The following is a 22999-nucleotide window of genomic DNA, read 5'->3' as shown; positions in this document are numbered from 1 at the left end:
AATGAATCGTTGTAAAGTACTTAATATGAACCAGTCAGAGATTGTGTCATTTGGTCAGTCTGGCAATCTTGCATCATATTGGATGACTTTTTGACACATTTGTGAAATATTGAGCAATATTTTTTTCGTCTATTTTGTGAATTACTGATCAAAGTCTCGGTTCTATTTGTGAAGTAGTGAGCAAATTACAGTTTTAACCGGAAATGGAGGAGAAAGCATGAGTGAATTGGTATTAGCCCGCATACAATTTGCATCAACAACGTTGTTTCACTTCTTGTTTGTGCCGATGTCTATCGGGCTTGTGTTTATGGTTGCGTTGATGGAGACTCTTTATCTTGTAAAGAAAAATGAGCTGTATCTCAAAATGGCAAAGTTTTGGGGACACTTATTCTTAATAAATTTCGCAGTCGGTGTTGTAACAGGGATTTTACAAGAATTCCAGTTTGGACTGAACTGGTCTGATTACTCCCGTTTTGTCGGAGATGTATTTGGCGCGCCGCTTGCGATTGAAGCATTATTGGCGTTTTTCATGGAGTCTATTTTTATCGGATTATGGATTTTTGGCTGGGACCGCCTGCCGAAGAAAATTCACGCTCTCTGCATATGGCTCGTATCATTCGGAACGATCATGTCATCTTTCTGGATTTTAACAGCAAACTCCTTTATGCAGGAGCCGGTCGGCTTTACGATCAAAAACGGCCGTGCGGAAATGAATGATTTTGGCGCGTTGATTACAAACCCTCAGCTTTGGGTTGAATTCCCGCACGTCATTTTCGGTGCGCTTGCCACTGGAGCTTTCTTTATTGCCGGAGTGAGTGCTTTTAAACTGCTGAAGAAAAAAGAAGTGCCGTTCTTTAAGCAATCTTTTAAACTCGCAATGATCGTCGGCCTTTGTGCCGGTCTTGGCGTCGGCCTTAGCGGACACATGCAGGCTGAGCACTTGATGGAATCACAGCCGATGAAAATGGCTGCCAGTGAAGGCCTATGGGAAGACAGCGGTGACCCTGCTGCTTGGACCGCTTTTGCGACGATCGATACAAAAAATGAAAAAAGCTCAAATGAAATCAAAGTTCCTTATGCCTTGAGCTACTTGGCTTATCAGAAATTCAGCGGAAGTGTCAAAGGGATGAAAACCCTTCAGGCTGAGTACGAAAAAATATACGGAAAAGGCGACTACATTCCGCCAGTGAAAACGACATTCTGGAGCTTCCGTATCATGGTTGGCGCAGGCGTTGTCATGATCCTTGCTGCATTAGGCGGCCTCTGGTTAAACCGCCGCAAAAAGCTAGAAAACAGCAAATGGTATTTGCGCATCATGATTGCTTTGATTTCCTTCCCGTTTCTTGCGAACTCCGCGGGCTGGATTATGACAGAAATCGGACGTCAGCCTTGGACGGTTATGGGTTTAATGACAACGGCTCAATCCGTGTCGCCTAACGTAACAGCGGGTTCCTTGTTATTCTCAATCATCGCATTCGGTGTGATGTACATGATTCTGGGCGCGCTGCTTGTCTTCTTGTTTATCCGTGAGATTAAAAAAGGTGCGGAGCATGATAATCATCATGATGTGCCTGTATCAACAGATCCATTTAGTCAGGAGGTATACCATGGCATCTCTTCATGATCTTTGGTTTATACTCGTTGCTGTATTGTTTGTAGGATTCTTCTTTTTGGAAGGCTTTGATTTCGGGGTCGGCATGGCGACCCGTTTTCTTGGCCATAATGAATTAGAACGCAGAGTGCTGATCAACACGATCGGGCCGTTCTGGGACGCGAATGAAGTCTGGCTTTTGACTGGCGCAGGCGCCATTTTCGCGGCATTCCCAAACTGGTATGCAACGATGCTGAGCGGTTATTACATTCCGTTTGTCATAGTGCTGCTTGCGTTAATGGGCCGCGGGGTCGCGTTTGAGTTCCGCGGCAAGGTGGATCATTTAAAATGGGTAAAGGTTTGGGACTGGGTCGTTTTCTTCGGCAGTCTGATTCCTCCGTTTGTGCTTGGTGTGCTGTTCACGACATTATTCCGCGGGATGCCGATTGATGCCGACATGAACATTCACGCACATGTATCTGATTATATCAATGTATATTCTATACTTGGCGGTGTGACGGTAACACTTCTTTGCTTCCAGCATGGATTAATGTTTATCACGCTGCGTACGATTGGTGATTTGCAAAACCGCGCCCGGAAAATGGCGCAAAAGATAATGGGTGTTGTTTTTGTAGCGGTTCTTGCCTTCGCGGCCCTTTCTGCGTATCAGACAGACATGTTTACACGCCGCGGCGAGATTACCATTCCGCTCGCTGTTTTGATTGTCATCTGCTTTATGCTCGCGGCTGTATTTATTCGCAAGAAAAAAGACGGCTGGACATTTGGGATGACAGGCGCTGGTCTGGCGCTGACCGTGGGAATGATCTTTATTTCCCTATTCCCCCGCGTAATGGTCAGCTCGCTTCATAGCGCATACGATTTAACAGTAGCTAACGCTTCTTCCGGAGATTATTCGCTTAAAGTCATGTCAATTGCAGCATTAACGCTACTGCCGTTCGTCATCGGCAGCCAGATCTGGAGCTATTATGTCTTCCGGAAGCGCGTCAGCCATAAGGAGCCTATGACTTATTAATGGGAAAAGACCTGTTTCGATATAAAGGAATGAAGCGGATTCTCACCGTGATTACTTGTTTAACGCTGATTCAGACAGCTGCCATTATTATGCAGGCAGAGTGGTTGAGTGAGGCCGTAACCGGGCTGTTCAACGGGAAGGGCATTACCTCCCTTTTTCCGGTGATCGGCTTTTTCCTCATCGCTTTTATCGCCCGGCACGGGGTGACGGTGGCGCGACAGAAAATCGTCTATCAATACGCCGCCCGGACAGGAGCAGATTTGAGAAAAAGTTTTCTTGATCAGCTGTTCCGATTAGGCCCCCGCTTTGCAAAGAAAGAGGGGACGGGGCAAATGGTGACGCTGGCGATGGAAGGCATCAGCCAGTTCCGCCGCTACCTGGAGCTGTTTCTGCCGAAAATGGTCAGCATGGCGATTGTGCCTGCGGCGGTTGTCATTTATGTGTTTTTTCAGGATCGCACATCAGCCATCATTTTAGTGGCGGCTATGCCGATTCTGATCATCTTTATGATTCTCCTCGGCCTTGTCGCGCAGAGAAAAGCGGATCGTCAGTGGAAATCCTATCAGAGACTTTCCAATCATTTTGTTGATTCTCTTCGCGGGCTGGAGACATTGCGTTTCCTAGGTTTGAGCAAGTCACACAGCAAAAATATTTTCTATGTGAGTGAGCGGTATCGCAAGGCAACGATGAGCACACTCCGGGTGGCGTTTTTGTCATCATTCGCCCTCGATTTTTTCACGATGCTGTCGGTGGCGACAGTCGCAGTATTTCTGGGCCTGCGCCTTATTGACGGCGATATTTTGCTTGGCCCCGCTTTAACGGCGCTTATTCTGGCGCCTGAGTATTTTTTGCCGGTGCGGGAAGTGGGGAATGATTATCATGCAACGCTGAACGGCCAGGAAGCAGGAAAAACCATTCAAGAGATTTTGTCGCAGCCAGGTTTTAAAGAAGAGACGCCGCTTCAGCTCGAGGATTGGTCCGATCAGGATGAGCTGAAGCTGTCAGGCGTGTCAGTCGGCCGTTCGGTGTCTGATATTCATCTCTCATTTAAGGGCAAGAAAAAAATCGGCATTATCGGTGCAAGCGGCGCCGGAAAATCAACATTAATTGATATTCTCGGCGGATTTTTAGAGCCGGATGGCGGGATGATTGAGGTTAATGGTACAAGCCGGTCCCATTTGCAGGACGGCAGCTGGCAGAAGAACCTTCTTTACATTCCCCAGCATCCGTACATTTTTGATGATACGTTGGGGAACAACATTCGCTTCTACCATCCAAGCGCTTCGGCAGAGGATACAGCCCGTGCTGCTGCTGCGGCGGGACTGGCGGAGCTGGTGGATAGCCTTCCTGAAGGATTAGAGGGGCGGATCGGGGAAGGCGGCCGGGCGCTCAGCGGCGGCCAGGCACAGCGTGTCGCGCTGGCCCGCGCCTTTTTGGGAAACCGTCCGATTCTGCTGCTGGATGAGCCGACCGCCCATCTTGATATCGAAACAGAATATGAAATAAAAAAAACGATGCTGGATTTATTTGAGGATAAGCTTGTCTTTCTCGCGACTCACCGCCTTCACTGGATGCTCGATATGGACGAAATTATCGTGCTGGACGGGGGCAGGGTTGCGGAAATCGGGACTCACAATGAACTGCTGGAGAAAAACGGTGTGTATACCAAACTCGTGAAGGCACAACTGGGGGAAAGAGCATGAAGAAAGAAGAATGGATTTTGCCGTATATCAAGCAAAATGCTCGCCTGTTCGTTCTGGTTATCTTTTTGGGCGGGGTGACGATTTTTTCTGCTGCTTTTCTCATGTTCACCTCAGGGTTTTTGATTTCTAAAGCGGCGACAAGGCCGGAAAATATTCTGCTTATTTATGTGCCGATTGTCGCTGTGCGCACCTTTGGGATTGCGCGCTCTGTTTCGCGATATGTGGAACGGCTCGTCGGGCATCACATCATTTTGAAAATCGTATCCGACATGCGCGTCCGCCTTTACAATATGCTTGAGCCGGGTGCTTTGATGCTGCGTTCCCGTTTTCGCACGGGGGATATGCTCGGCATTTTGTCTGAGGATATTGAGCATTTGCAGGATGCTTTCTTAAAAACGATTTTTCCTGCGATCTCAGCCTTGTTCCTGTATGCTGTGTCAGTGATAGCGCTTGGCTTCTTCTCTTGGCCGTTTGCCATATTGCTTGCGCTTTATTTGTTTGTTCTTGTTGTATTGTTTCCGGTTGTGTCTTTGCTCGTGACGAGAGCGAAGAATGCGAAGCTGAAAAGCGGGCGGAATGTGCTGTACAGCCGTCTGACAGATGCTGTGATGGGTGTCAGCGACTGGATGTTCAGCGGACGCCGGCATGCTTTTATTGATGCTTATGAAAAAGAGGAACATGATTGGTTTGAGCTTGAACGGAAAAAACAACGCTTTACAAGATGGCGGGATTTTGCTGCGCAATGCCTTGTCGCCGGCCTTATTTTGCTGATGCTGTTTTGGACGGCGGGACAGCAAGCAGACGGCGAGCTTGCTAAAACAATGATTGCCGCTTTTGTGCTAGTGGTGTTTCCGTTGACGGAAGCCTTTTTGCCGCTTTCGGATGCCTTAGGCGAAGTGCCGGGCTATCAGGATTCTATCAGACGCATGAACAAGGTGGCTCCTCAGCCGGAGGCGTCACAAACAGAATCAGGGGCTCAAATGCTCGATCTTCAAGATGTCACCTTGGCCTTTCGTGATGTGACGTTTTCTTATGATTACAGCAGCCAAGTGCTTGACAACTTTTCCTTTACGCTGCGCCAAGGAGAAAAAATGGCGCTGCTCGGCCGAAGCGGCTCTGGGAAATCAACATCGCTTGCATTAATCGAGGGCGCCTTGAAACCGGACTCCGGTTCTGTTACGTTAAACGGAGTGGAGACAGCGCTGTTAAAGGATCAGATTGCGGATGCGGTGGCCGTGTTAAATCAAAAACCGCACCTGTTTGATACAAGTATTTTGAACAACATCAGGCTCGGAAACGGAGAAGCAAGCGACGAGGATGTGCGCCGCGCCGCAAAGCAGGTCAAGCTGCATGACTACATTGAGTCATTGCCTGACGGATATCATACCTCTGTACAGGAAACGGGCATCCGTTTTTCCGGTGGAGAGCGCCAGCGGATCGCGCTTGCGAGGATTTTACTGCAGGATACACCGATCATCATCCTCGATGAGCCAACAGTCGGCCTCGATCCTATTACCGAACGTGAATTGATGGAAACGGTGTTTGAGGTGCTGAAAGGAAAAACGATTTTATGGATTACCCACCATCTCGCGGGAGTGGAAGCGGCTGATAAAATCGTATTTCTCGAAAACGGCAAAACAGAAATGGAAGGAACCCATGAGGAGCTGCTGGCGGCAAACGAACGATATCGCCGTCTATATCACCTTGATGTTCCTGTAAAATAGAAGACAGCCCTAAAAGGCTGTCTTTTTTGTTTGAAAAAGAAAAGGGACAGGAAAAATAGGAAAAGAAAGCAGAGGAGGGATAGAGATGAATGTTCCATTTTGGACGGAAGAGCATGTAAGGGCCACGCTTCCTGAAAGAGATGCGGAGAGCCATAAAGGCACGTACGGTACGGCTTTGCTGCTGGCTGGAAGTGACGACATGCCGGGGGCAGCGCTGCTTGCAGGGCTTGGGGCCATGCGGAGCGGTCTCGGCAAGCTTGTCATCGGTACATCAGAAAGCGTAATCCCGCTAATTGTTCCTGTTTTGCCCGAGGCGACCTATTGGCGTGACGGCTGGAAAAAGGCGGCGGATGCTCAGCTTGAAGAGACGTACCGAGCCATTGCCATCGGATCGGGCCTTCCGCAAACGGAAAGCGTACAGCAGGCAGTCGATCATGTGCTTACGGCTGATTGTCCTGTTATTTTGGATGCCGGAGCGCTGGCGAAGCGCACATATCCGAAACGGGAGGCCCCCGTCATCCTCACGCCGCACCCGGGCGAGTTTTCCCGAATGACAGGGGTGCCCGTGAACGAATTGCAGAAAAAAAGAGCGGAATATGCAAAGGAGTGGGCGGCTCAGCTGCAGACTGTCATTGTGTTAAAAGGAAACCAAACCGTCATCGCGTTTCCTGATGGAGACTGCTGGCTCAATCCAACCGGAAACGGGGCGCTCGCCAAGGGCGGAACCGGTGACACACTGACGGGCATGATATTGGGGATGCTCTGCTGGCATGAAGATCCAAAGCACGCCATATTAAACGCGGTCTATTTGCATGGTGCGTGCGCCGAGCTCTGGACGGACGAGCACTCCGCTCATACGTTGCTCGCTCATGAGCTATCTGACATCCTGCCCCGCGTGTGGAAACGATTTGAATGATAAAAAAGCTGTCTTCAGAGAGAAGACAGCTTTTCTTGATACCCCGCCCGTTTTTTCAGACGCGGTTTCATTAATGCATAGTAAAGCACAGAAGGCACGGCCAAGCCGATAATCCATGCGATGTCTCCGCCGCCAAACATTTTGGCAAGCGGTCCGATGTAAAAGCTTGTGTTGATAAACGGGATTTCCAGCAAGATAGACAGAACGAACGCAATTGTGGTGATCCAATTGACCTTTCCATAAGGCCCGTTTACGTCGAACATGGCTTTGACTTGATACTTTCCGTGGCGGACGAAGTAGTAATCGACTAAATTGATTGCCGTCCACGGAATTAAGAAATAACTGATGAAAAAGATAAAATTCAAAAACAGTTCCATAAAATTGCTCTGTCCCAGTAGGCTTAAGACTGTGCCGACAAGCGTGACACCCAGGATCATGATGATTCTGACTTTGGGCGTGACTTTTAATTTCAGAAACGGCTCCAGCGTTGTTGTCGTGGACATGAAAGCCCCATACAGGTTAAAAACATTGATTGCCATTTGCCCAAATAGCACAATGATCAGCATAATAAACGAGAAGGGACCGAACAATTGGACAATCTGGCTGCCTGAGTTTGCCGTAAAGTCAGGAAGTGAGGTTGTCAGCAATGCGCCGAGCAGCATCATCCAGATGGAGCTGACAGATGTACCTGCATAGCTGTACCAAAATGTTTTTGAAGCCGGTGTTTTAACTGGCAGATATCTTGAATAATCGGCAACATACGGCGCGTAGGCAAGCTGCCACGTCGCAACTGCGCTGACTGCCACCAAGAAAATTGGCAGATCAATCGCTCCGGGAATCCAGCTGCCTGCCGGAATCGGCAATTGAAAAATGAGAATCGTTGCAGCAAAAAATACAGCAAAAGAGGTCCAAGAAAGGATTTTTTGCATTTTGTGAATCAAATCATGGCCGAAAATGGTGAGTAAAAAACATACGGCGCTTAAGCCTATAATGCTCCATGTTCCCGGGATGGGAACAAAGCTGCTTAAGGTTCCGGCCGCCAGAATCGTGCTGCTTGCGAAGAAACCAAGGTAGATAAACATGACTAAGAAGAGGGGAAGAATCGCTCCGATTACGCCGAATTGGGCACGGCTTTGAATCATTTGCGGGATGCCTAGCTGAGGGCCTTGCGCGGAATGAGACGCCATAAATATGGCACCGATTAAGGTTCCGCAAATAATAGCGGCAACACTCCAAAACAGATTAAGTCCCATTGCAACGGGAATCGTGCCGGTCACTAACGTGGTGATATGCATATTAGCCCCGAACCATACGGGAAATAAATCTTTCGCTTTACCATGTCTTTCTTCATTCGGAATATATTCAATCGTTCGCCTTTCTACTTTCAATGCATCGTCCTCCATATTGGATGTTTTTTTGAAATCGACATAAAGTCATAGCTTAACAGACTATGAGGGGGTTTACAAATAAGGATATGCAGCCAAACGGCCGGGAAGCTTGATCTGTCAATGGCTGAAAAGAATTGTAAAAAAGGTGAACGCTTTTGAATCCGGTGTCGTCTCATAAGGCAGAAAAACAAAAAAGGGGGGATGATGGTCATTGGATACACAAGAAGAACAGCGGCTGATACAGCAGGCGAAAGAGGGAAACGACGAGGCGTTTACAGCCCTTTTCCACTATCACTATTCTTTCTTATATAAATACTTGTTAAAGCTTTCCCTTCACCCCGATCTCAGCGAGGAACTTGTTCAGGAAACCTTTCTGAAAGGGTACATCCATTTAAGAAGCTTTCAGGGCCGTTCAAAATTCTCCACGTGGCTGATCTCCATTGCATCGCGGCTCTATCTCGATCACCAGAAAAAGAGAAAGAGAGAATGGAAACGGAATCAGACAGTTACGGAGGAAACAATCCGCAAGATCAAGTGGGACGTGTCGGCGAAAGGGGCAGAGTGGAGCGAAACGCTCGATCTGTTTTCAAAGCTGGACCCTAAACTGCGCACACCAGTTTTATTAAGGCATTACTACGGCTATACCTACGCCGAAATCGGGGTGATGCTTCAAATCAAAGAAGGCACTGTAAAGTCCAGAGTTCATAAAGGGCTCCAGCAAATCAGAAAGGAGTGGGACGATGAATAAAGAAAAGCTTCCTGATCATTTAAAGTCAGAATGGAAAAAAATTGATCAAACAGCCAATCCCTCTATACCGACTCAAAAAGAACTGCTTCACCAGCTGTCACAAATGAAAGCTGAATACAGAAAAAAACTTCTTCAAGAGATCATTTTATTTGTATTTTGTGCGCTGATGGTTGTGAGTGCTGCAATCTTTGCTTTCACTCAAGCTCCTGCTGTGTTTATTGTGCTTCAGGTTTGTGTGCTTGCGGTGCTGCCGATTTTGATTGCGGCTGAGAAAAAAAGGCATCTCGGCGAATGCGAGGTGAAACGCAGATGACACAAACAGAAATTGTCATAACGGTTGCGGCTTATCTCATCGTATTGGCGCAGGGAATCTTTTTATTTATTGATGCGAAAAAACGAAATCGCATGGCATGGATTTGGGGGATTGTCGGACTGATTACAGCACCGATGCCTCTGATTTGTTATTACTTTTTTGTCATTAGGCCGGATCAGAAGAAAAGGGGGATCAAGCAATGAATATTTCTTGGGAAATGATTTTGCCGCTGGTTGTATTACAGCTGGCTTTGGCGGTGTTTGCCCTTATCAGCTGTATAAAAGAAGAGCGGACAAACGGGCCAAAGTGGATGTGGGCTGCGATCATTGTATGTATCAATATTATCGGGCCGATTTTGTTTTTTACCGTCGGCAGAAAGCAAAGGTAAGCCGATATGCTGTCTATTGAATCATTATGCAAATCGTACAGGCATCATGAAGCTGTAAAGAATGTCAGTTTTCACGTGAATGAAAATGAGTGTGTCGCACTATTAGGACCTAATGGAGCCGGTAAAACCACGACTCTGCAAATGCTTGCCGGACTGCTTTCGCCAACCTCCGGAAACATTAAGCTGTTAGGAGAAAAAAAGCTGGATCGGCGTTTGATTGGGTACCTCCCTCAGTATCCTGCTTTTTATTCGTGGATGACCGCAAATGAATTTTTGACATTTGCGGGGAGACTGTCCGGCCTTTCGAAGAGAAAATGCCAAGAGGAAATCGGTGAGATGCTGGAATTTGTCGGTTTGCACGAAGCGGCGCACAAAAGGATCGGGGGCTATTCAGGAGGCATGAAACAAAGACTCGGTCTGGCACAGGCACTGCTCCATAAACCGAAGTTTTTGATATTGGATGAACCGGTGTCTTCTCTTGATCCGACAGGGCGGTTCGAGGTGCTGGACATGATGCGGGAGCTGAAAAAGCATATGGCCGTTCTGTTTTCTACACATGTTTTGCACGATGCAGAGCAGGTGTGTGATCAAGTGGTGATTATGAAAAACGGTGAAATTTCATGGAAAGGCGAGTTACAGGAGCTGAAACAACAGCAGCAAACGAACGTTTTTACCCTTTCAGTGAAAGAGAAGCTGGAAGGCTGGCTTGAAGAGAAGCCTTACGTCTCAGCTATTGTCTATAAGAATCCGTCCCAAGCTGTTTTCGAGCTGCCTGATATACACGCTGGCCGGTCATTATTAAGTGACTGTATCCGAAAGGGATTGACCGTCACCCGATTTGAACAGAAAACGGAGTCTCTAGAAGACGTCTATCTAAAGGTGGTGCACGCATGAAGGTGATGATGGCGCTATTGCAGAAGGAGTGGCTGGAAGGATGGAAAAGCGGCAAGCTGATTTGGCTGCCGATTGCGATGATGATCGTCGGGCTGACACAGCCGCTGACCATTTATTATATGCCGGAAATCATCGCACATGGAGGGAACCTTCCTGACGGCATGAAAATTAGTTTTACGACGCCCTCCGGGTCTGAAGTGATGGTCAGCACGCTTTCTCAATTCAACACGCTTGGCATGGCTCTGGTCATCTTTAGCGTGATGGGCAGTGTAGCCAATGAAAGAAATCAAGGGGTAACAGCGCTGATTATGTCGCGGCCTGTGACGGCAGCCCATTATATCGTGAGTAAATGGCTCATCCAAAGCGTGATCGGCATTATGTCGTTTGCAGCTGGATACGGGCTTGCTTATTATTACGTTCGGCTACTGTTTGAGGACGCATCATTCAGCCGCTTTGCTGCAAGCCTTGGCCTTTACGCGCTTTGGGTGATATTTATTGTGACCGCCGGCCTTGCCGGAAGTACGATATTCCGGTCTGTCGGAGCAGCTGCGGCTTGCGGGATCGGGCTCACAGCAGCCGTTTCCTTTGCTGTTTCACTATTTCCAGATGGTGCGAAGTGGCTTCCGGCTGAGATTTGCAAGCAGGCGGAGCATATCCTTCTTCATGGAGAGCGGGCAGATTTTTTCGGATGGTCACTCACTTTCTCCATTCTGTGCATCATGCTTCTGGCCGTGTTTTCTGTGTGGCGCTTCCGGCGGTATGAAAGCTATTAATTGATCATGTTACGTTTTTGCGCGAGCATCACAAAAAAGGCGGCAAATGCCAGAGACCCGGCTCCATAAAAAACTCCCGCAAGCCCGATAAGCTGTGCGATTTTTCCGGCAAGAAGGGGCCCGAGGAAGATGCCTAGCGCATAAAATGATTGATAAAACCCCATCACTGACATTTTTAAACGGGCAGAACTGATTTCGACGACATGGCTTAGCAGCAGAGGAAAAACGAAGCCGAGCGCCAGTCCGATACAGGCGTGTGTGATGCAAACCGTGAACAATGCAGCTGAAAAAGGAACGTATAGCAGACAGACCCCGGTGACTGCGAAACTAATGAGCATCACGGAGTAAGCGATACGGCTTGTAAATCGCAGAAACACAAAGCTTAATGTGGCGGCTGCGTGTGGGAGGAAAAAGGCGCTCATCACCCAAAGCAGCTCCGCGTCGCCCATTCCGAGCTGATTCATGTAAAGCGGCGTAAAACCAAACACTGTGATAAATAATACGGCATGGGCCGTCATAGACAGGATGGTGAAAAGCTTCAGCTTTGGCAGCCGCAATGTATCTTTGATGTACTGATTGACACGAATGGTGTCACGGTTTGCGGGAGGAGCAGACGGATCCTTAATAAAGCAGCAGATCACCAGACCTGCGGCAGAGGCTGCCAGCGCCATCCAAAACGGGACCTGCCTGCCTAAATGGGCTGCCGCAAGCCCGCAGAACACAATGCTGGCAAACTGAGGCATGACGGTAAAAAACTGCATGATGCCCATTGCTTTTGATGCATTGCCATTGTTGAAATAATGTGCGTATAAAATGGTCGCCATCACCCACATAGAAGCAGTGATTCCCGCGAAAAGCCGGGCGGCCAGCACGAAGAAGAAAGAATCAAACATCAGAAAAAGCAGGCTGCTGAGGACGGAAAAGCCGAACCCGGCAATTAACAATTGCTTGCGCAAGGAAAACAGGATGTCTGACACAAGGCCGAGCGGGAATCGCAGAAGGATTTGCGTGACCCCGTAGCTGCCGAGAATGATGCCGATTGCGCCATATGAAAAGTGCAGATCCTCCAAATACAGACTGAATACAGGAACGTAAATATAGCCTGAAAACCAGAAACAAAATACCATGCATAAAAAAACGGCGTGATCTAAAGCGCCGATTGTTTTTTTCTGAGGAATCAAGTCCTGCTGTAATTCCATCGTATCTCTCCACCCCTTTCCTTCCAAGTACAACACAATTATTGAAAGCGTTTCAATAGAAAAATAAAAAAACAGGGCTTCTAAAAAAGCCCTGTTCGCTGTTGTTAATACGGATCAGACGGATGACTCTCCTGTTCAGCCTGCTTTGCAGCCTGTTCCGTTTCAGTTGTGCCGATCGGCCCGTTGCTGTTGTTTTCGGAAACCTTTTTTAGCCCTTCTGCTACGCGTTTTCCGTAGTCAGGATCAGCTTTTGTGAAATTCTCAATCATTTGATCCTGAATTTCTTTTCGGCACGTAGAAAGCGTATTCACCAAATTCGTAATCAATTCGTTCCGCTCAAATTCAGTAAATCTCCGGTACGTTTCTCCAGCCTGTCCGAAGTTGTTTGTTCTGTCAATCGCTTCACGCTTTACATCACCTTCGATATGCGGCGTATGGTCTTTTCCGTCCTGCTTCGCTTCCTTCAGCCCGCCCATAATGGATGGCTCATAGTTGACGTGCGGATTTTGTCCTTCTGCTCTATCGACCCGATATTGCATTTGCCCGCCTTCCTGGTTGGTGGCGACATGCTTTTTCGGCGAGTTGATCGGAAGCTGCAGGTAATTTGCGCCTACACGGTAGCGCTGCGTATCAGAGTAGGCAAACGTACGCCCCTGGAGCAATTTGTCGTCTGAAAAATCAAGCCCGTCGACAAGCACTCCCGTTCCAAATGAAGCTTGCTCCACTTCCGCATGGTAGTTTTCCGGATTTTTGTTCAGCACCAATTTGCCGATCGGTTTCCATGGGAAATCGTCTTTATACCACAGTTTTGTTGGATCAAGAGGATCAAAGTCCAGTTCAGGATGCTCATCATCGCTCATAATTTGTGCATACACTTCCCACTCTGGATAATCGCCATTTTCAATCGCGTCATATAAATCCTGTGTGGCATGGTTAAAGTTTTTCCCTTGAATCTCTTCTGCTTCCTTCTGTGTCAGGTTGCGGATGCCCTGCTTCGGTTCAAAATGGTATTTCACGAGAACGGCCTTGCCCTCCTCATTCACCCATTTATAGGCATGTACGCCTGAACCCTGCATTTGCCGGTAGTTGGCCGGAATGCCCCAAGGCGAAAACAAGAAGGTGATCATGTGTGTCGCTTCAGGAGATTGAGAAATGAAATCGAAAATACGTTCACCATCCTGGATGTTGGTCACTGGATCAGGCTGAAATGCATGTACAAGATCCGGAAATTTCAGCGGGTCGCGGATAAAAAAGATTTTTAGGTTGTTCCCGACCAAATCCCAGTTTCCGTCTTCTGTATATAGCTTTACAGCAAAACCGCGCGGGTCTCTCAATGTTTCAGGCGAGTGTTTTCCATGATTCACAGTTGAAAAACGGACAAATGCCGGTGTTTTCTTGCCTTTTTCCTGAAAGAGCTTGGCCCGTGTGTATGTTGAAATCGGTTCGTCTCCGAAGCTTCCGTATGCTTCAAAATACCCGTGTGCACCTGCTCCCCTGGCATGAACAACCCGCTCTGGGATGCGTTCCCGGTCGAAGTGGCTGATCTTTTCGAGAAAATCATAGTTCTCAAGTGTTGTAGGCCCTCTATTCCCGACGGTTCTCACATTCTGGTTGTCAGTAACAGGATGCCCCTGCCTATTCGTTAAGGTATCCTCTGACTCGTTTTTCCCGGATGTCTTGTGGGAAAGCGCTTCCTCGCTCCCTTGGGCATTTGATTGGTGCTGCTTGTTTTGATGATCATCTTTCAATGGTTGGCCCTCCTTTTTTGAACGGTAACAATATTCCCTGAATGGAAAGATTTTAAAACAGCCGTTTTTTTTGATCTGCTTCGGGAATGGTACAATGTACAAAAATCGGTAAAAGGAGAGGTCGATTCGTGACGAGAGAAAAAAATCCGCTGCCCATCACGTTTTATCAAAAAACCGCTCTTGAGCTTGCCCCATCGCTTCTGGGCTGCCTTCTTGTAAAAGAAACAGACGAAGGCACAGCGTCAGGCTATATTGTGGAAACAGAGGCCTATATGGGTGCTGGAGACAGAGCGGCACACAGCTTTAACAACCGCCGGACGAAGCGGACTGAGATCATGTTTGCAGAAGCTGGGCGGGTATATACATACGTGATGCACACCCATACATTGCTGAATGTCGTTGCCGCGGAAGAGGATGTCCCGCAAGCGGTATTAATCAGGGCGATTGAGCCGCATGAAGGCCAGCTGTTAATGGAGGAGAGAAGGCCGGGCAGGAGTCCGAGGGAATGGACAAACGGACCAGGAAAGCTGACGAAAGCGCTTGGCGTCACGATGAATGACTACGGACGCTGGATCACGGAACAGCCGCTTTACATCGAAAGCGGGTACACACCGGAAGCAATTTCAACCGGCCCGCGCATCGGCATTGACAACAGCGGGGAGGCACGCGATTATCCATGGCGTTTCTGGGTGACGGGAAACAGGTACGTGTCGCGTTAGCATGTTTAAGGAAGAGGCAATCAGGGGAATGGTTGAGAAAAAAGAAGGGAGAATCGGAGCTTTGAAAAAGATGATCAAAACCGTTATCAAATGGGCGCCGGTCATTTACCCGATTGTTCGAAAAATCATGAAGGACCGCAAGGCGTCTAAACAAAAGAATATGTCCGCATCTAGAACAGCCGGCTGACCCCGGCTGTTTTTTTATAGGTCAGTTTTCCCTCTAGTCCTCCGGATGCTCATTGACTTGCCATTCTCTCCATTATAGAATTTATATACATTTCGCATCCCTTCATCATCCTTTCTGCCTATTCACTGAATCCCTGCATCTACTAGATAGGAGGTTTTTCTCATGCTTCATGGGCGACTTCGTGATATTCTGCGCTTGCTGATGGCGGCTGAAGCCCCGGTGACAAGTTCGTTTTTTGCCGCGCAATTAAACGTAACGACGCGGACAGTCCGCAATGATATAAAGGAACTGCAAGGTGTGCTAAGCGGTCACGGTGCCTTTGTACAATCTGTAAGAGGCTCCGGCTACAAGCTCCGCATTGATGACGAGCAAGTATTCAAAACACTGCTGCAAGATGTATTTCAGCAAAAAAAGGGCCTGCCGGTATTGCCGGAGGAGAGAATGGCCTATCTTATGAAACGTCTGCTGCTGGCGGACCATTATCTCAAGCTCGATGAACTTGCTGAAGAACTATTTATCTCAAAATCTACACTCCAAACGGATTTAAAGGAAGTAAAGAAACGTCTGCTGCCTTACCGCATTGTCATGGAAACACGTCCGAATTACGGCTTCAAGCTGCGCGGAGACGAGGTGCAGATGAGGTACTGCATGGCGGAGTACATTGTCGATGAAAGAGAAACGGAGATAGATGTTTTAAATGAAAAGGCTGATATTTTGCCAAAAGAAGAAATTGAGATCATCCGTTCCGCCATCTTGAAAAAAATGAAAAACGACCGCATCCCTCTGTCCAACATGGGACTGAATAACCTCATTATCCATATCGCTATCGCCTGTAAACGGATCAGAACGGAAAACTATGTATCTCTTTTCCCGAAAGATATGGATCATATCCTGCATCAAAAGGAGTACCAGGCTGCAGAAGCCATCGTAAAAGAGCTGGAATCAGCGCTTGCCGTTACGTTTCCGAAAGACGAGACGGCCTACATCACCATGCATCTCCTTGGCACAAAACGAATGACACAATCACAATGCGGAGAGGACACATTTTCAATAGAAGAGGAAACCGATCAGCTGACACTTGCCATGATCAAAGCTGTTGATCGTGAACTGAAGCTTGGCATCCTGCATGACAAAGAGCTGAAAATCGGATTGGCACTGCATATGAAGCCGGCGATCAGCCGCAACCGATACGGCATGAATCTTCGAAATCCGATGCTGGCAGCGATCAAGGAACATTATCCACTCGCTTTTGAAGCCGGGATCATTGCCGGAATCGTGATAAAGGAACAAACGGGTATTGAGATTCATGAAAACGAAGTTGGATATTTGGCTCTCCACTTTGGCGCCGCGATTGAACGAAAAAAAACAGAAAGCCCGCCGAAACGCTGTATCATTGTATGCGCATCGGGTGCCGGAAGCGCCCAGCTTCTGCGCGAAAAACTGCGTTCCCATTTCGGCAAGCGGCTCGATATTCTTGGAACGGCTGAGTATTATAGTCTTGAACAAATGTCCTACGAATCAATTGATTTTGTCATCAGCACCATTCCGATTAAAAAAGAGCTCCCTGTACCAGTACTGAAGGTTAACACCATCTTAGGCGGAACTGACTTTACAAAAATAGAATCTATTCTGAGTGATGAAAAGGAAAAAGCCAATCGCTACCTAAAAAAAGAACTCGTTTTTTTTCAGGAGGATCTGCGCTCAAAAGAAGAAGTGATTCAATTTTTAGGGCAGAAAGCGGTCGAATGCGGCTTTGCCGATGAAGAAATCATAGATTCCATTTTTGAAAGAGAAGACATGTCGCCAACGTGTTTTGGCAATCTTGTTGCCATCCCGCACCCGCTTGTTCCGCAGACGAAAACAACGTTTTGGGCCGTTTGTACGCTCAAAAAACCGATCGATTGGGAGAGTCAGCGAGTTCAATTTGTCTGTCTGCTTTGTGTCGAAAAGGAGAACAAAGCGGATTTGCAAAGCATGTATAAACTGCTTGGCAGCATTTTGGATGACCCGGCGGCGGTGAACCAGCTGATCAAATGTCGTTCATATCAAGAGCTTTCGGATGTGTTTGACCAAAAAATGCTGAGCTGACAGCCTGTATATACCTTTTTTCCGTTGCATGCGGAAAAACCCTGAGTGTTTATGAAAGCGATTTCATAATATGATGATAGCAACAGCAGGACATTACAAAATTGATCAAACTCTAGGGGGTCTTTTACATGAATATATTACTCGTTTGTGCAGCAGGCATGTCTACTAGCTTACTGGTGAGCAAGATGGAAAAAAGTGCGCAGGAACAGGGAAAAGACTATACCATTTGGGCAGTTTCAGGCGATTCTGTACAAAATCATATCGATAAAGCGGATGTATTGCTTCTCGGTCCGCAAGTCCGTTACATGCTTCCGCAGCTCAAAAAATTAGGAGAGTCAAAGGGGGTTCCGGTAGACGTCATTAATACCGTCCATTATGGCACGTGCAACGGGGCGGAAGTGCTGAAATCAGCTGAACAGCTTGGACATGTGTCATAGAGAGGGGCGGGCTATGTGAATAAAGTCAATCAGATCTTAGAAGAAAAGGTCATGCCTATAGCGGGAAGAATTGCGGGACAGCGTCATTTGCAGGCGCTGCGTGATGGTATCATCCTCACGATGCCCCTGATTATCATCGGTTCCTTTTTCCTCATCATTGGCAACCTCCCGATCCCGGGATACGCTGAGTTTATGGCAAAAACGTTTGGCAGCTCCTGGTCTGAAAAACTGGCCTACCCAGTCGACGCGACCTTTGAAATTATGGGTCTTGTCGCCGCGTTCGGCATCGCCTACCGGCTCGCCGAGAAATACGGTGTTGATGCCTTGTCGGCCGGAGCCATTTCCCTTGCGGCATTTTTATTAGCAACACCTTATCAAGTGCCGTTTATGCCGGATGGCGCGACGAAAGAAATCATGGTTGGCGGCGGGATTCCGCTTTCGCTCATGGGAAGCAAAGGCTTATTTGTCGCCATGATTATCGCAATGGTGTCCACAGAGATTTACCGCCTTATTATCCAGCGCAATTTAGTCTTCAAAATGCCGGACGGTGTCCCGCCGGCGGTAAGCAAGTCATTTGTCGCGTTAATCCCCGGCTTTGCCGTCATCTTCCTGATTTGGGCAGCCCGGCTGATTGTTGAAGCGACACCGTTTGAAAGCCTTCATAATATTGTAAGCGTTTTATTAGGGACTCCGCTTTCCATTCTGGGAGGAAGCCTTGGAGGAAGCCTTGTCGCCGAAGCCGTCAAAATGCTTTTATGGGCCTGCGGCCTTCACGGTGCAAACATTGTCGGAGGCGTCATGGCACCAATTTGGTACGGCGCAATGGATGCCAACCGGATCGCATTCCAAGCCGGTGAGGAGCTTCCTAAGATTTTCACCCAGCAATTTTTCGATATCTGGGTCAATATCGGCGGAAGCGGCGCCACATTGGCACTGGTTGTCACGATGTTTCTGCGCGCCCGAAGCAAACAAATGAAGCAGCTCGGGAAGCTTGCGGTCGGCCCGGCCATCTTCAATATTAACGAACCGATTATATTCGGAATGCCGATCGTCATGAACCCAATGCTCTTACTTCCGTTTATCATCACACCGCTTGTCACAGTGACACTTACGTACATCGGAATGAGCACCGGCCTTGTCGCAAAACCGGCGGGTATCGCAGTGCCGTGGACCATGCCGCCGATCTTTTCAGGCTACTTGGCGACAGGAGGAAAAGTCTCAGGCGCGGTCATGCAAGCCATTAATATTGTCGTATCCTTTGTTGTCTACTACCCGTTCTTCAGAATGTGGGATAAGCAGAAGCTGAAAGAAGAAAACGATCTGGAGCTGGTTCAAACGCCTGCAGCATCAGATGACAAAGAAGCGGCTCTGTAGAGAAAGGAAGTGAATCGCGTGAATGAGGAAATGGAACAAATCATTTTTCAAATCATCCTTCACGGAGGAAACGGTAGGAGCTCCGCAATGGAGGCCATTGCCGCTGCGAAAAGCGGTGACGCAGAAGAAGCGCGGAAAAAGCTTCAAGACGCTGCTGAAGAATTGTCAAAAGCCCATCATTATCAGACAGAGCTGATCCAAAATGAAGCGGGCGGAGAAAAGACGGAAATGACGCTTCTGATGGTTCATGCACAGGATCATTTAATGAATGCAATGACAGTGAAGGATATGGCTGCAGAGATCATTGAGTTATATGAAAAAATCACCGAGCAAAGGGGAGCAAGCATATGACAAAAGGATTGAAGATTGTAACGATTGGCGGAGGTTCAAGCTATACGCCCGAGCTAGTGGAAGGGTTTATTAAACGGTATGATGAGCTGCCTGTGCGCGAATTATGGCTCGTCGATATCCCTGAGGGCGAAGAAAAGCTGAATATTGTCGGCACACTCGCCAAACGGATGGTTGAAAAAGCTGGCGTCCCGATTGACATTCATCTTACGCTCGACCGGAGAAAAGCGCTGAAAGACGCAGACTTTGTCACGACTCAATTCCGCGTCGGACTTTTGCAGGCAAGAGCAAAGGATGAGCGAATTCCGCTAAAATACGGTGTAATAGGCCAGGAAACAAACGGCCCGGGAGGCCTGTTTAAAGGATTGCGCACAATTCCGGTCATCCTTGAGATCGCAAAGGACATAGAAGAGCTTTGCCCGAACGCTTGGCTTGTTAACTTCACAAACCCTGCCGGCATGGTAACAGAAGCCTTGCTTCGCTACTCCAACCTGAAGAAAGTCGTCGGTCTCTGTAATGTTCCAATCGGCATCAAAATGGGCGTAGCCAAAGCGCTTGATGTAGATGTGGACCGCATAGAAGTCCAATTCGCCGGACTGAACCATATGGTATTTGGGCTGGATGTTTTCTTGGACGGCGTAAGTGTGAAGGAGCAAGTCATCGAGGCGATGGGCGACCCGAAAAACGCGATGACAATGAAAAATATCTCAGGCGCCGAATGGGAACCGGATTTCTTAAAAGCGCTCAATGTAATCCCTTGCGGCTATCACCGTTACTATTTCAAAACAAAAGAGATGCTGGAGCACGAACTGGAAGCATCACAAACGGAGGGCACCCGCGCTGAAGTCGTGCAGAAGGTCGAAAAAGAGCTGTTCGAACTTTATAAAGATCCAAACCTTGCGATTAAACCGCCGCAGCTGGAAAAACGGGGCGGAGCTTACTACAGTGATGCAGCATGTAACTTAATCAGCTCCATTTATAATGATAAACATGACATTCAGCCGGTGAACACAATCAATAATGGTGCAATAGCGAGCATTCCAGACGATTCCGCAGTTGAAGTGAACTGTGTGATGACGAAAACCGGCCCTAAGCCAATTGCTGTCGGCGACTTGCCGGTGTCTGTCCGCGGCCTCGTCCAGCAAATCAAATCCTTTGAACGTGTCGCGGCAGAAGCGGCAGTTACAGGTGACTACCAAACTGCACTCCTTGCCATGACGATTAACCCGCTTGTCCCGTCCGATACTGTGGCCAAACAGATTTTAGACGAAATGCTGGAGGCGCACAAAGCGTATCTGCCGCAGTTTTTCAACAAAATTGAAGCGTAAAAAAAGCCGGCCTGTACTGGGCCGGCTTTTTTCTTACTTGCTTTCAGTCAGCGCTGCGACTTCGGTCGTCCATCCGAATTCGTCTGCGACAGCGCCTTTTTGAATGCCTGTAATCGTGTCATATAGTTTTTTTGCGATTTCTCCTGTTTCACCGTTGTTGATCGAAAGTGTTTCATCCTGCCAGATCAGCTCGCCGACTGGGGAAATAACAGCTGCTGTACCAGTTCCGAAGGCTTCTTCCAGGATGCCGTCTTTATGGGCTTGGATGACCTCATCGATCGCAATTTTCCGTTCTGAAACTTGAAGGCCCCAATGCTTAAGCAAGGCGATGACTGAATTGCGCGTAATACCTTCCAGGATGCTCCCGTTCAGCATCGGCGTTACGATTTCACCGTTGATTTTGAAGAAGATGTTCATGCTTCCAACTTCTTCGATGTATTTCTTCTCAATGCCGTCCAGCCAAAGCACTTGGGAAAATCCTTTCTCTTCGGCGACCTGCTGCGCTTTTAAGCTTGAAGCATAGTTTCCTGCGGTTTTGGCATTTCCTGTTCCGCCTTTTACCGCACGGACAAATTCACTTTCAACAGCGATTTTGACCGGCTTAATGCCTTCTTTGTAATAAGAGCCGACCGGAGAAAGAATGATCAAGAGCTTATACGTATGAGATGCCGCAACACCAAGGAAAGGCTCGGTTGCGATGATGAACGGACGGATGTATAGGGACGTGCCCTCCGCATTTGGAATCCAGTCTTTATCAATTGCGACAAGCTGCTTTAAGCCTTCAAGAACCTGTTCTTCATCAATTTGCGGGATGCAGAGGCGGTCGTTTGATTGATTCAGGCGTTCCATATTTTTTTCCGGTCTGAAAAGCAGAACATGGTCATCCTCTGACACGTAAGCCTTTAACCCTTCAAACACGGTTTGGCCGTAGTGATAGACCATTGCGGCCGGATCCATTGATAAGGGCTGATAAGGAATGATTCTTGGATCGTACCAACCTTTATCTGCGGCATAGTCCATTACAAACATGTGGTCTGTAAACACTCTTCCGAACGAAAGCTGATTTGGGTCTGGTTTCGGTTTTTTTGTTGATGTCAATTCAACGCGAATTGTTTGTTTAGTCATGGTCAATCTCCCTGCTGTTAAATTGTTTATATTATCAAACTTATTTGAAAATAATTTATATTCTATTGTATACCTTCAACAAATAATCGCAATAGGTTTGCTCAAATTTGTAAGAAATTCATATGAAAAAAGCAGGAGAAATTAATTCTCCTGCGTGTTCATTTGCTCGAATAACCTGTCATAATCGGCGCGAGTGGCATCCCGAAGACCTTCAACACGTTCATTTGTAATCTCCTGTTTGCCTTCCTTCAAGCCGTCCAAGAAATATTGAACATATTCTTCAGATGAAATGCCCCGGTACGTCAGGCCTTGTTTATCGCGTGATTTTTGGTTTAAGCCCGTGTCCACCATAGGCGGTGCCATTTCAATCACTTCCACGCTCGTGTCGCGGAGCTGGTGTCTGAGCGTAAGCGAGAACGAGTGAAGTGCCGCTTTTGTTGCGCAGTACACCGGATAAACAGCTAACGGGTTAAACGCAAGCCCGGATGTGACCTGGACGATTGCCGCCTCGGGCTGCTTCATCAAATGAGGTGTGAAAAGGGCGGATAAATGGACAGGCGCTTGGAAATTAAGTTCAATTTCATCACCGTCCACAAAAAGCTCCTCTGTCCCTTTTTTCAAGTCAATTTCCTTTTGAATGCCGGCGTTGTTGACGAGAACATTCAAGTTCGGATATTCCTTTAAAGCCCATTCATACAATGCTTCCCGCTGCGAACGGTCTGCAACATCACATTGCTTTGTATGGATGTTTGGGAGCTGCTGCTTCGCTTCTGCAAGACGTGCTTCGCTGCGTCCGCAAATGATAACTTCATTGCCGAGTTCCAGCAGGCGCTTGGCCAGTTCAAGCCCGATGCCAGCAGAACCCCCTGTGATTAAAACCGTATTATTTGTCATCTTCATTGGATGTAACACCTCTTAATTAAGTTGGCTGTGATTTCTTTACTATTTCAAATCTTAGCAGGAAATATGCAGCCG

At 47.8% G+C, this 22999-nt stretch carries 23 protein-coding genes; 18 read left to right on the top strand and 5 right to left on the bottom strand.

Annotated features, from left to right (window positions below; genetic code table 11):
* Window positions 1-217: 217 nt before the first annotated feature.
* The 5 genes from cydA (at window position 218) to KXZ66_RS20415 (ending at window position 6967) form a co-directional block, all read left to right on the top strand.
* The gene (gene cydA / locus KXZ66_RS20435) at window positions 218-1624 is read left to right on the top strand and encodes a cytochrome ubiquinol oxidase subunit I (protein WP_003243795.1); all 1407 of its coding nucleotides are present in this window, start codon (window positions 218-220) and stop codon (window positions 1622-1624) included.
* The gene (gene cydB, locus KXZ66_RS20430) at window positions 1608-2624 is read left to right on the top strand and encodes a cytochrome d ubiquinol oxidase subunit II (protein WP_003244559.1); all 1017 of its coding nucleotides are present in this window, start codon (window positions 1608-1610) and stop codon (window positions 2622-2624) included. The genes cydA and cydB overlap by 17 nt, the downstream gene beginning before the upstream one ends.
* Window positions 2624-4327 carry a thiol reductant ABC exporter subunit CydD gene (gene cydD, locus KXZ66_RS20425; RefSeq protein WP_124047812.1) on the top strand — a complete coding sequence of 568 codons (1704 nt, stop codon included), beginning with the start codon at window positions 2624-2626 and terminating at the stop codon, window positions 4325-4327. Before cydB ends, cydD begins: the two co-directional genes overlap by 1 nt.
* The gene (cydC, locus tag KXZ66_RS20420; protein WP_049140906.1) at window positions 4324-6051 is read left to right on the top strand and encodes a thiol reductant ABC exporter subunit CydC; all 1728 of its coding nucleotides are present in this window, start codon (window positions 4324-4326) and stop codon (window positions 6049-6051) included. The genes cydD and cydC overlap by 4 nt, the downstream gene beginning before the upstream one ends.
* Before the next feature lie 85 nt (window positions 6052-6136).
* Window positions 6137-6967, top strand: coding sequence for an NAD(P)H-hydrate dehydratase (locus KXZ66_RS20415; protein ID WP_219144710.1), 831 nt, complete (start codon window positions 6137-6139; stop codon window positions 6965-6967).
* 14 nt (window positions 6968-6981) lie between these two features.
* Here the strand turns inward: KXZ66_RS20415 and KXZ66_RS20410 are convergent, their stop codons facing one another.
* Window positions 6982-8355 carry a cytosine permease gene (locus KXZ66_RS20410; protein ID WP_032725108.1) on the bottom strand — a complete coding sequence of 458 codons (1374 nt, stop codon included), beginning with the start codon at window positions 8353-8355 and terminating at the stop codon, window positions 6982-6984.
* 211 nt (window positions 8356-8566) lie between these two features.
* On the opposite strand from KXZ66_RS20410, the gene sigY reads away from it, so the two are divergent.
* Genes sigY through KXZ66_RS20380 form a run of 6 tightly spaced genes read left to right on the top strand, consistent with a single transcriptional unit; the run spans window position 8567 to window position 11471 of the window.
* Window positions 8567-9103 (top strand): RNA polymerase sigma factor SigY, encoded by a 537-nt coding sequence (gene sigY / locus KXZ66_RS20405; RefSeq protein WP_003243678.1) that lies wholly within the window; start codon window positions 8567-8569, stop codon window positions 9101-9103.
* Window positions 9096-9416: a YxlC family protein gene (locus KXZ66_RS20400; protein ID WP_021480964.1), complete on the top strand. Its 321-nt coding sequence runs from the start codon at window positions 9096-9098 to the stop codon at window positions 9414-9416. The genes sigY and KXZ66_RS20400 overlap by 8 nt, the downstream gene beginning before the upstream one ends.
* Window positions 9413-9619, top strand: coding sequence for a sigma Y negative regulator YxlD (gene yxlD, locus KXZ66_RS20395; RefSeq protein ID WP_038829102.1), 207 nt, complete (start codon window positions 9413-9415; stop codon window positions 9617-9619). Before KXZ66_RS20400 ends, yxlD begins: the two co-directional genes overlap by 4 nt.
* A complete protein-coding gene (gene yxlE / locus KXZ66_RS20390) occupies window positions 9616-9804 on the top strand; it encodes a sigma Y negative regulator YxlE (RefSeq protein ID WP_014481310.1) in 189 nt (62 codons plus the stop codon). Before yxlD ends, yxlE begins: the two co-directional genes overlap by 4 nt.
* Before the next feature lie 6 nt (window positions 9805-9810).
* Entirely contained in the window at window positions 9811-10698 is an 888-nt protein-coding gene (locus KXZ66_RS20385) for an ABC transporter ATP-binding protein (RefSeq protein WP_038829104.1), read from the top strand.
* The gene (locus KXZ66_RS20380) at window positions 10695-11471 is read left to right on the top strand and encodes an ABC transporter permease (RefSeq protein WP_021480961.1); all 777 of its coding nucleotides are present in this window, start codon (window positions 10695-10697) and stop codon (window positions 11469-11471) included. Before KXZ66_RS20385 ends, KXZ66_RS20380 begins: the two co-directional genes overlap by 4 nt.
* On the opposite strand, the gene KXZ66_RS20375 is transcribed toward KXZ66_RS20380, so the two are convergent.
* A complete protein-coding gene (locus KXZ66_RS20375; RefSeq protein WP_038829105.1) occupies window positions 11468-12670 on the bottom strand; it encodes an MFS transporter in 1203 nt (400 codons plus the stop codon). The genes KXZ66_RS20380 and KXZ66_RS20375 overlap by 4 nt on opposite strands.
* Before the next feature lie 104 nt (window positions 12671-12774).
* A complete protein-coding gene (gene katX / locus KXZ66_RS20370; RefSeq protein WP_014478383.1) occupies window positions 12775-14418 on the bottom strand; it encodes a catalase KatX in 1644 nt (547 codons plus the stop codon).
* 128 nt (window positions 14419-14546) lie between these two features.
* Between katX and KXZ66_RS20365 the strand changes: the two genes are divergently transcribed.
* From KXZ66_RS20365 to licH, 7 genes are all read left to right on the top strand, one after another.
* Entirely contained in the window at window positions 14547-15137 is a 591-nt protein-coding gene (locus KXZ66_RS20365; protein ID WP_003227303.1) for a DNA-3-methyladenine glycosylase, read from the top strand.
* 28 nt (window positions 15138-15165) lie between these two features.
* Window positions 15166-15324, top strand: a complete 159-nt coding sequence (locus tag KXZ66_RS20360; protein WP_009968374.1) for a hypothetical protein — start codon at window positions 15166-15168, stop codon at window positions 15322-15324.
* A gap of 162 nt (window positions 15325-15486) precedes the next feature.
* Window positions 15487-17412, top strand: a complete 1926-nt coding sequence (gene licR, locus KXZ66_RS20355; protein ID WP_049140907.1) for a transcriptional regulator LicR — start codon at window positions 15487-15489, stop codon at window positions 17410-17412.
* A gap of 128 nt (window positions 17413-17540) precedes the next feature.
* Window positions 17541-17849: a PTS lichenan transporter subunit IIB gene (gene licB / locus KXZ66_RS20350; protein WP_003218755.1), complete on the top strand. Its 309-nt coding sequence runs from the start codon at window positions 17541-17543 to the stop codon at window positions 17847-17849.
* Between the two features lie 15 nt (window positions 17850-17864).
* Window positions 17865-19223, top strand: coding sequence for a PTS lichenan transporter subunit IIC (gene licC / locus KXZ66_RS20345; RefSeq protein WP_003227311.1), 1359 nt, complete (start codon window positions 17865-17867; stop codon window positions 19221-19223).
* Window positions 19224-19241: 18 nt separating this feature from the next.
* Complete coding sequence (gene licA, locus KXZ66_RS20340) at window positions 19242-19574, top strand: PTS lichenan transporter subunit IIA (protein WP_003227313.1); 333 nt, start codon at window positions 19242-19244, stop codon at window positions 19572-19574.
* Window positions 19571-20899, top strand: coding sequence for a 6-phospho-beta-glucosidase LicH (gene licH / locus KXZ66_RS20335; protein WP_032725115.1), 1329 nt, complete (start codon window positions 19571-19573; stop codon window positions 20897-20899). Before licA ends, licH begins: the two co-directional genes overlap by 4 nt.
* 33 nt (window positions 20900-20932) lie before the next feature.
* Here the strand turns inward: licH and KXZ66_RS20330 are convergent, their stop codons facing one another.
* Both KXZ66_RS20330 and KXZ66_RS20325 read right to left on the bottom strand, forming a co-directional pair.
* The gene (locus tag KXZ66_RS20330; RefSeq protein ID WP_003244231.1) at window positions 20933-22024 is read right to left on the bottom strand and encodes a branched-chain amino acid aminotransferase; all 1092 of its coding nucleotides are present in this window, start codon (window positions 22022-22024) and stop codon (window positions 20933-20935) included.
* A 141-nt stretch (window positions 22025-22165) separates the two neighbouring features.
* Window positions 22166-22924, bottom strand: coding sequence for an SDR family oxidoreductase (locus tag KXZ66_RS20325; protein ID WP_049140908.1), 759 nt, complete (start codon window positions 22922-22924; stop codon window positions 22166-22168).
* Between the last annotated feature and the right edge of the window lie 75 nt (window positions 22925-22999).

Origin of the sequence: Bacillus sp. LJBS17 (assembly GCF_019334685.1) — a bacterium.
Classification (GTDB): Bacteria; Bacillota; Bacilli; order Bacillales; family Bacillaceae; genus Bacillus; species Bacillus subtilis.
Note: the sequence above shows the minus strand (reverse complement) of the source record. Positions and strands in the feature narration are given on the sequence as shown.

Excerpts from the sequence above, each read along its gene's own strand:
- KXZ66_RS20380 (WP_021480961.1), top strand. The coding sequence starts at position 10,695 with ATGAAGGTGATGATGGCGCTATTGCAGAAGGAGTGGCTGGAAGGATGG.
- cydB (WP_003244559.1), top strand. The coding sequence starts at position 1,608 with ATGGCATCTCTTCATGATCTTTGGTTTATACTCGTTGCTGTATTGTTT.
- licH (WP_032725115.1), top strand. The coding sequence starts at position 19,571 with ATGACAAAAGGATTGAAGATTGTAACGATTGGCGGAGGTTCAAGCTAT.
- KXZ66_RS20385 (WP_038829104.1), top strand. The coding sequence starts at position 9,811 with ATGCTGTCTATTGAATCATTATGCAAATCGTACAGGCATCATGAAGCT.
- licB (WP_003218755.1), top strand. The coding sequence starts at position 17,541 with ATGAATATATTACTCGTTTGTGCAGCAGGCATGTCTACTAGCTTACTG.
- yxlE (WP_014481310.1), top strand. The coding sequence starts at position 9,616 with ATGAATATTTCTTGGGAAATGATTTTGCCGCTGGTTGTATTACAGCTG.
- KXZ66_RS20400 (WP_021480964.1), top strand. The coding sequence starts at position 9,096 with ATGAATAAAGAAAAGCTTCCTGATCATTTAAAGTCAGAATGGAAAAAA.
- licR (WP_049140907.1), top strand. The coding sequence starts at position 15,487 with ATGCTTCATGGGCGACTTCGTGATATTCTGCGCTTGCTGATGGCGGCT.
- KXZ66_RS20360 (WP_009968374.1), top strand. The coding sequence starts at position 15,166 with ATGGTTGAGAAAAAAGAAGGGAGAATCGGAGCTTTGAAAAAGATGATC.
- KXZ66_RS20415 (WP_219144710.1), top strand. The coding sequence starts at position 6,137 with ATGAATGTTCCATTTTGGACGGAAGAGCATGTAAGGGCCACGCTTCCT.
- yxlD (WP_038829102.1), top strand. The coding sequence starts at position 9,413 with ATGACACAAACAGAAATTGTCATAACGGTTGCGGCTTATCTCATCGTA.
- cydD (WP_124047812.1), top strand. The coding sequence starts at position 2,624 with ATGGGAAAAGACCTGTTTCGATATAAAGGAATGAAGCGGATTCTCACC.
- KXZ66_RS20375 (WP_038829105.1), bottom strand. The coding sequence starts at position 12,670 with ATGGAATTACAGCAGGACTTGATTCCTCAGAAAAAAACAATCGGCGCT.
- cydA (WP_003243795.1), top strand. The coding sequence starts at position 218 with ATGAGTGAATTGGTATTAGCCCGCATACAATTTGCATCAACAACGTTG.
- KXZ66_RS20330 (WP_003244231.1), bottom strand. The coding sequence starts at position 22,024 with ATGACTAAACAAACAATTCGCGTTGAATTGACATCAACAAAAAAACCG.
- cydC (WP_049140906.1), top strand. The coding sequence starts at position 4,324 with ATGAAGAAAGAAGAATGGATTTTGCCGTATATCAAGCAAAATGCTCGC.
- KXZ66_RS20325 (WP_049140908.1), bottom strand. The coding sequence starts at position 22,924 with ATGAAGATGACAAATAATACGGTTTTAATCACAGGGGGTTCTGCTGGC.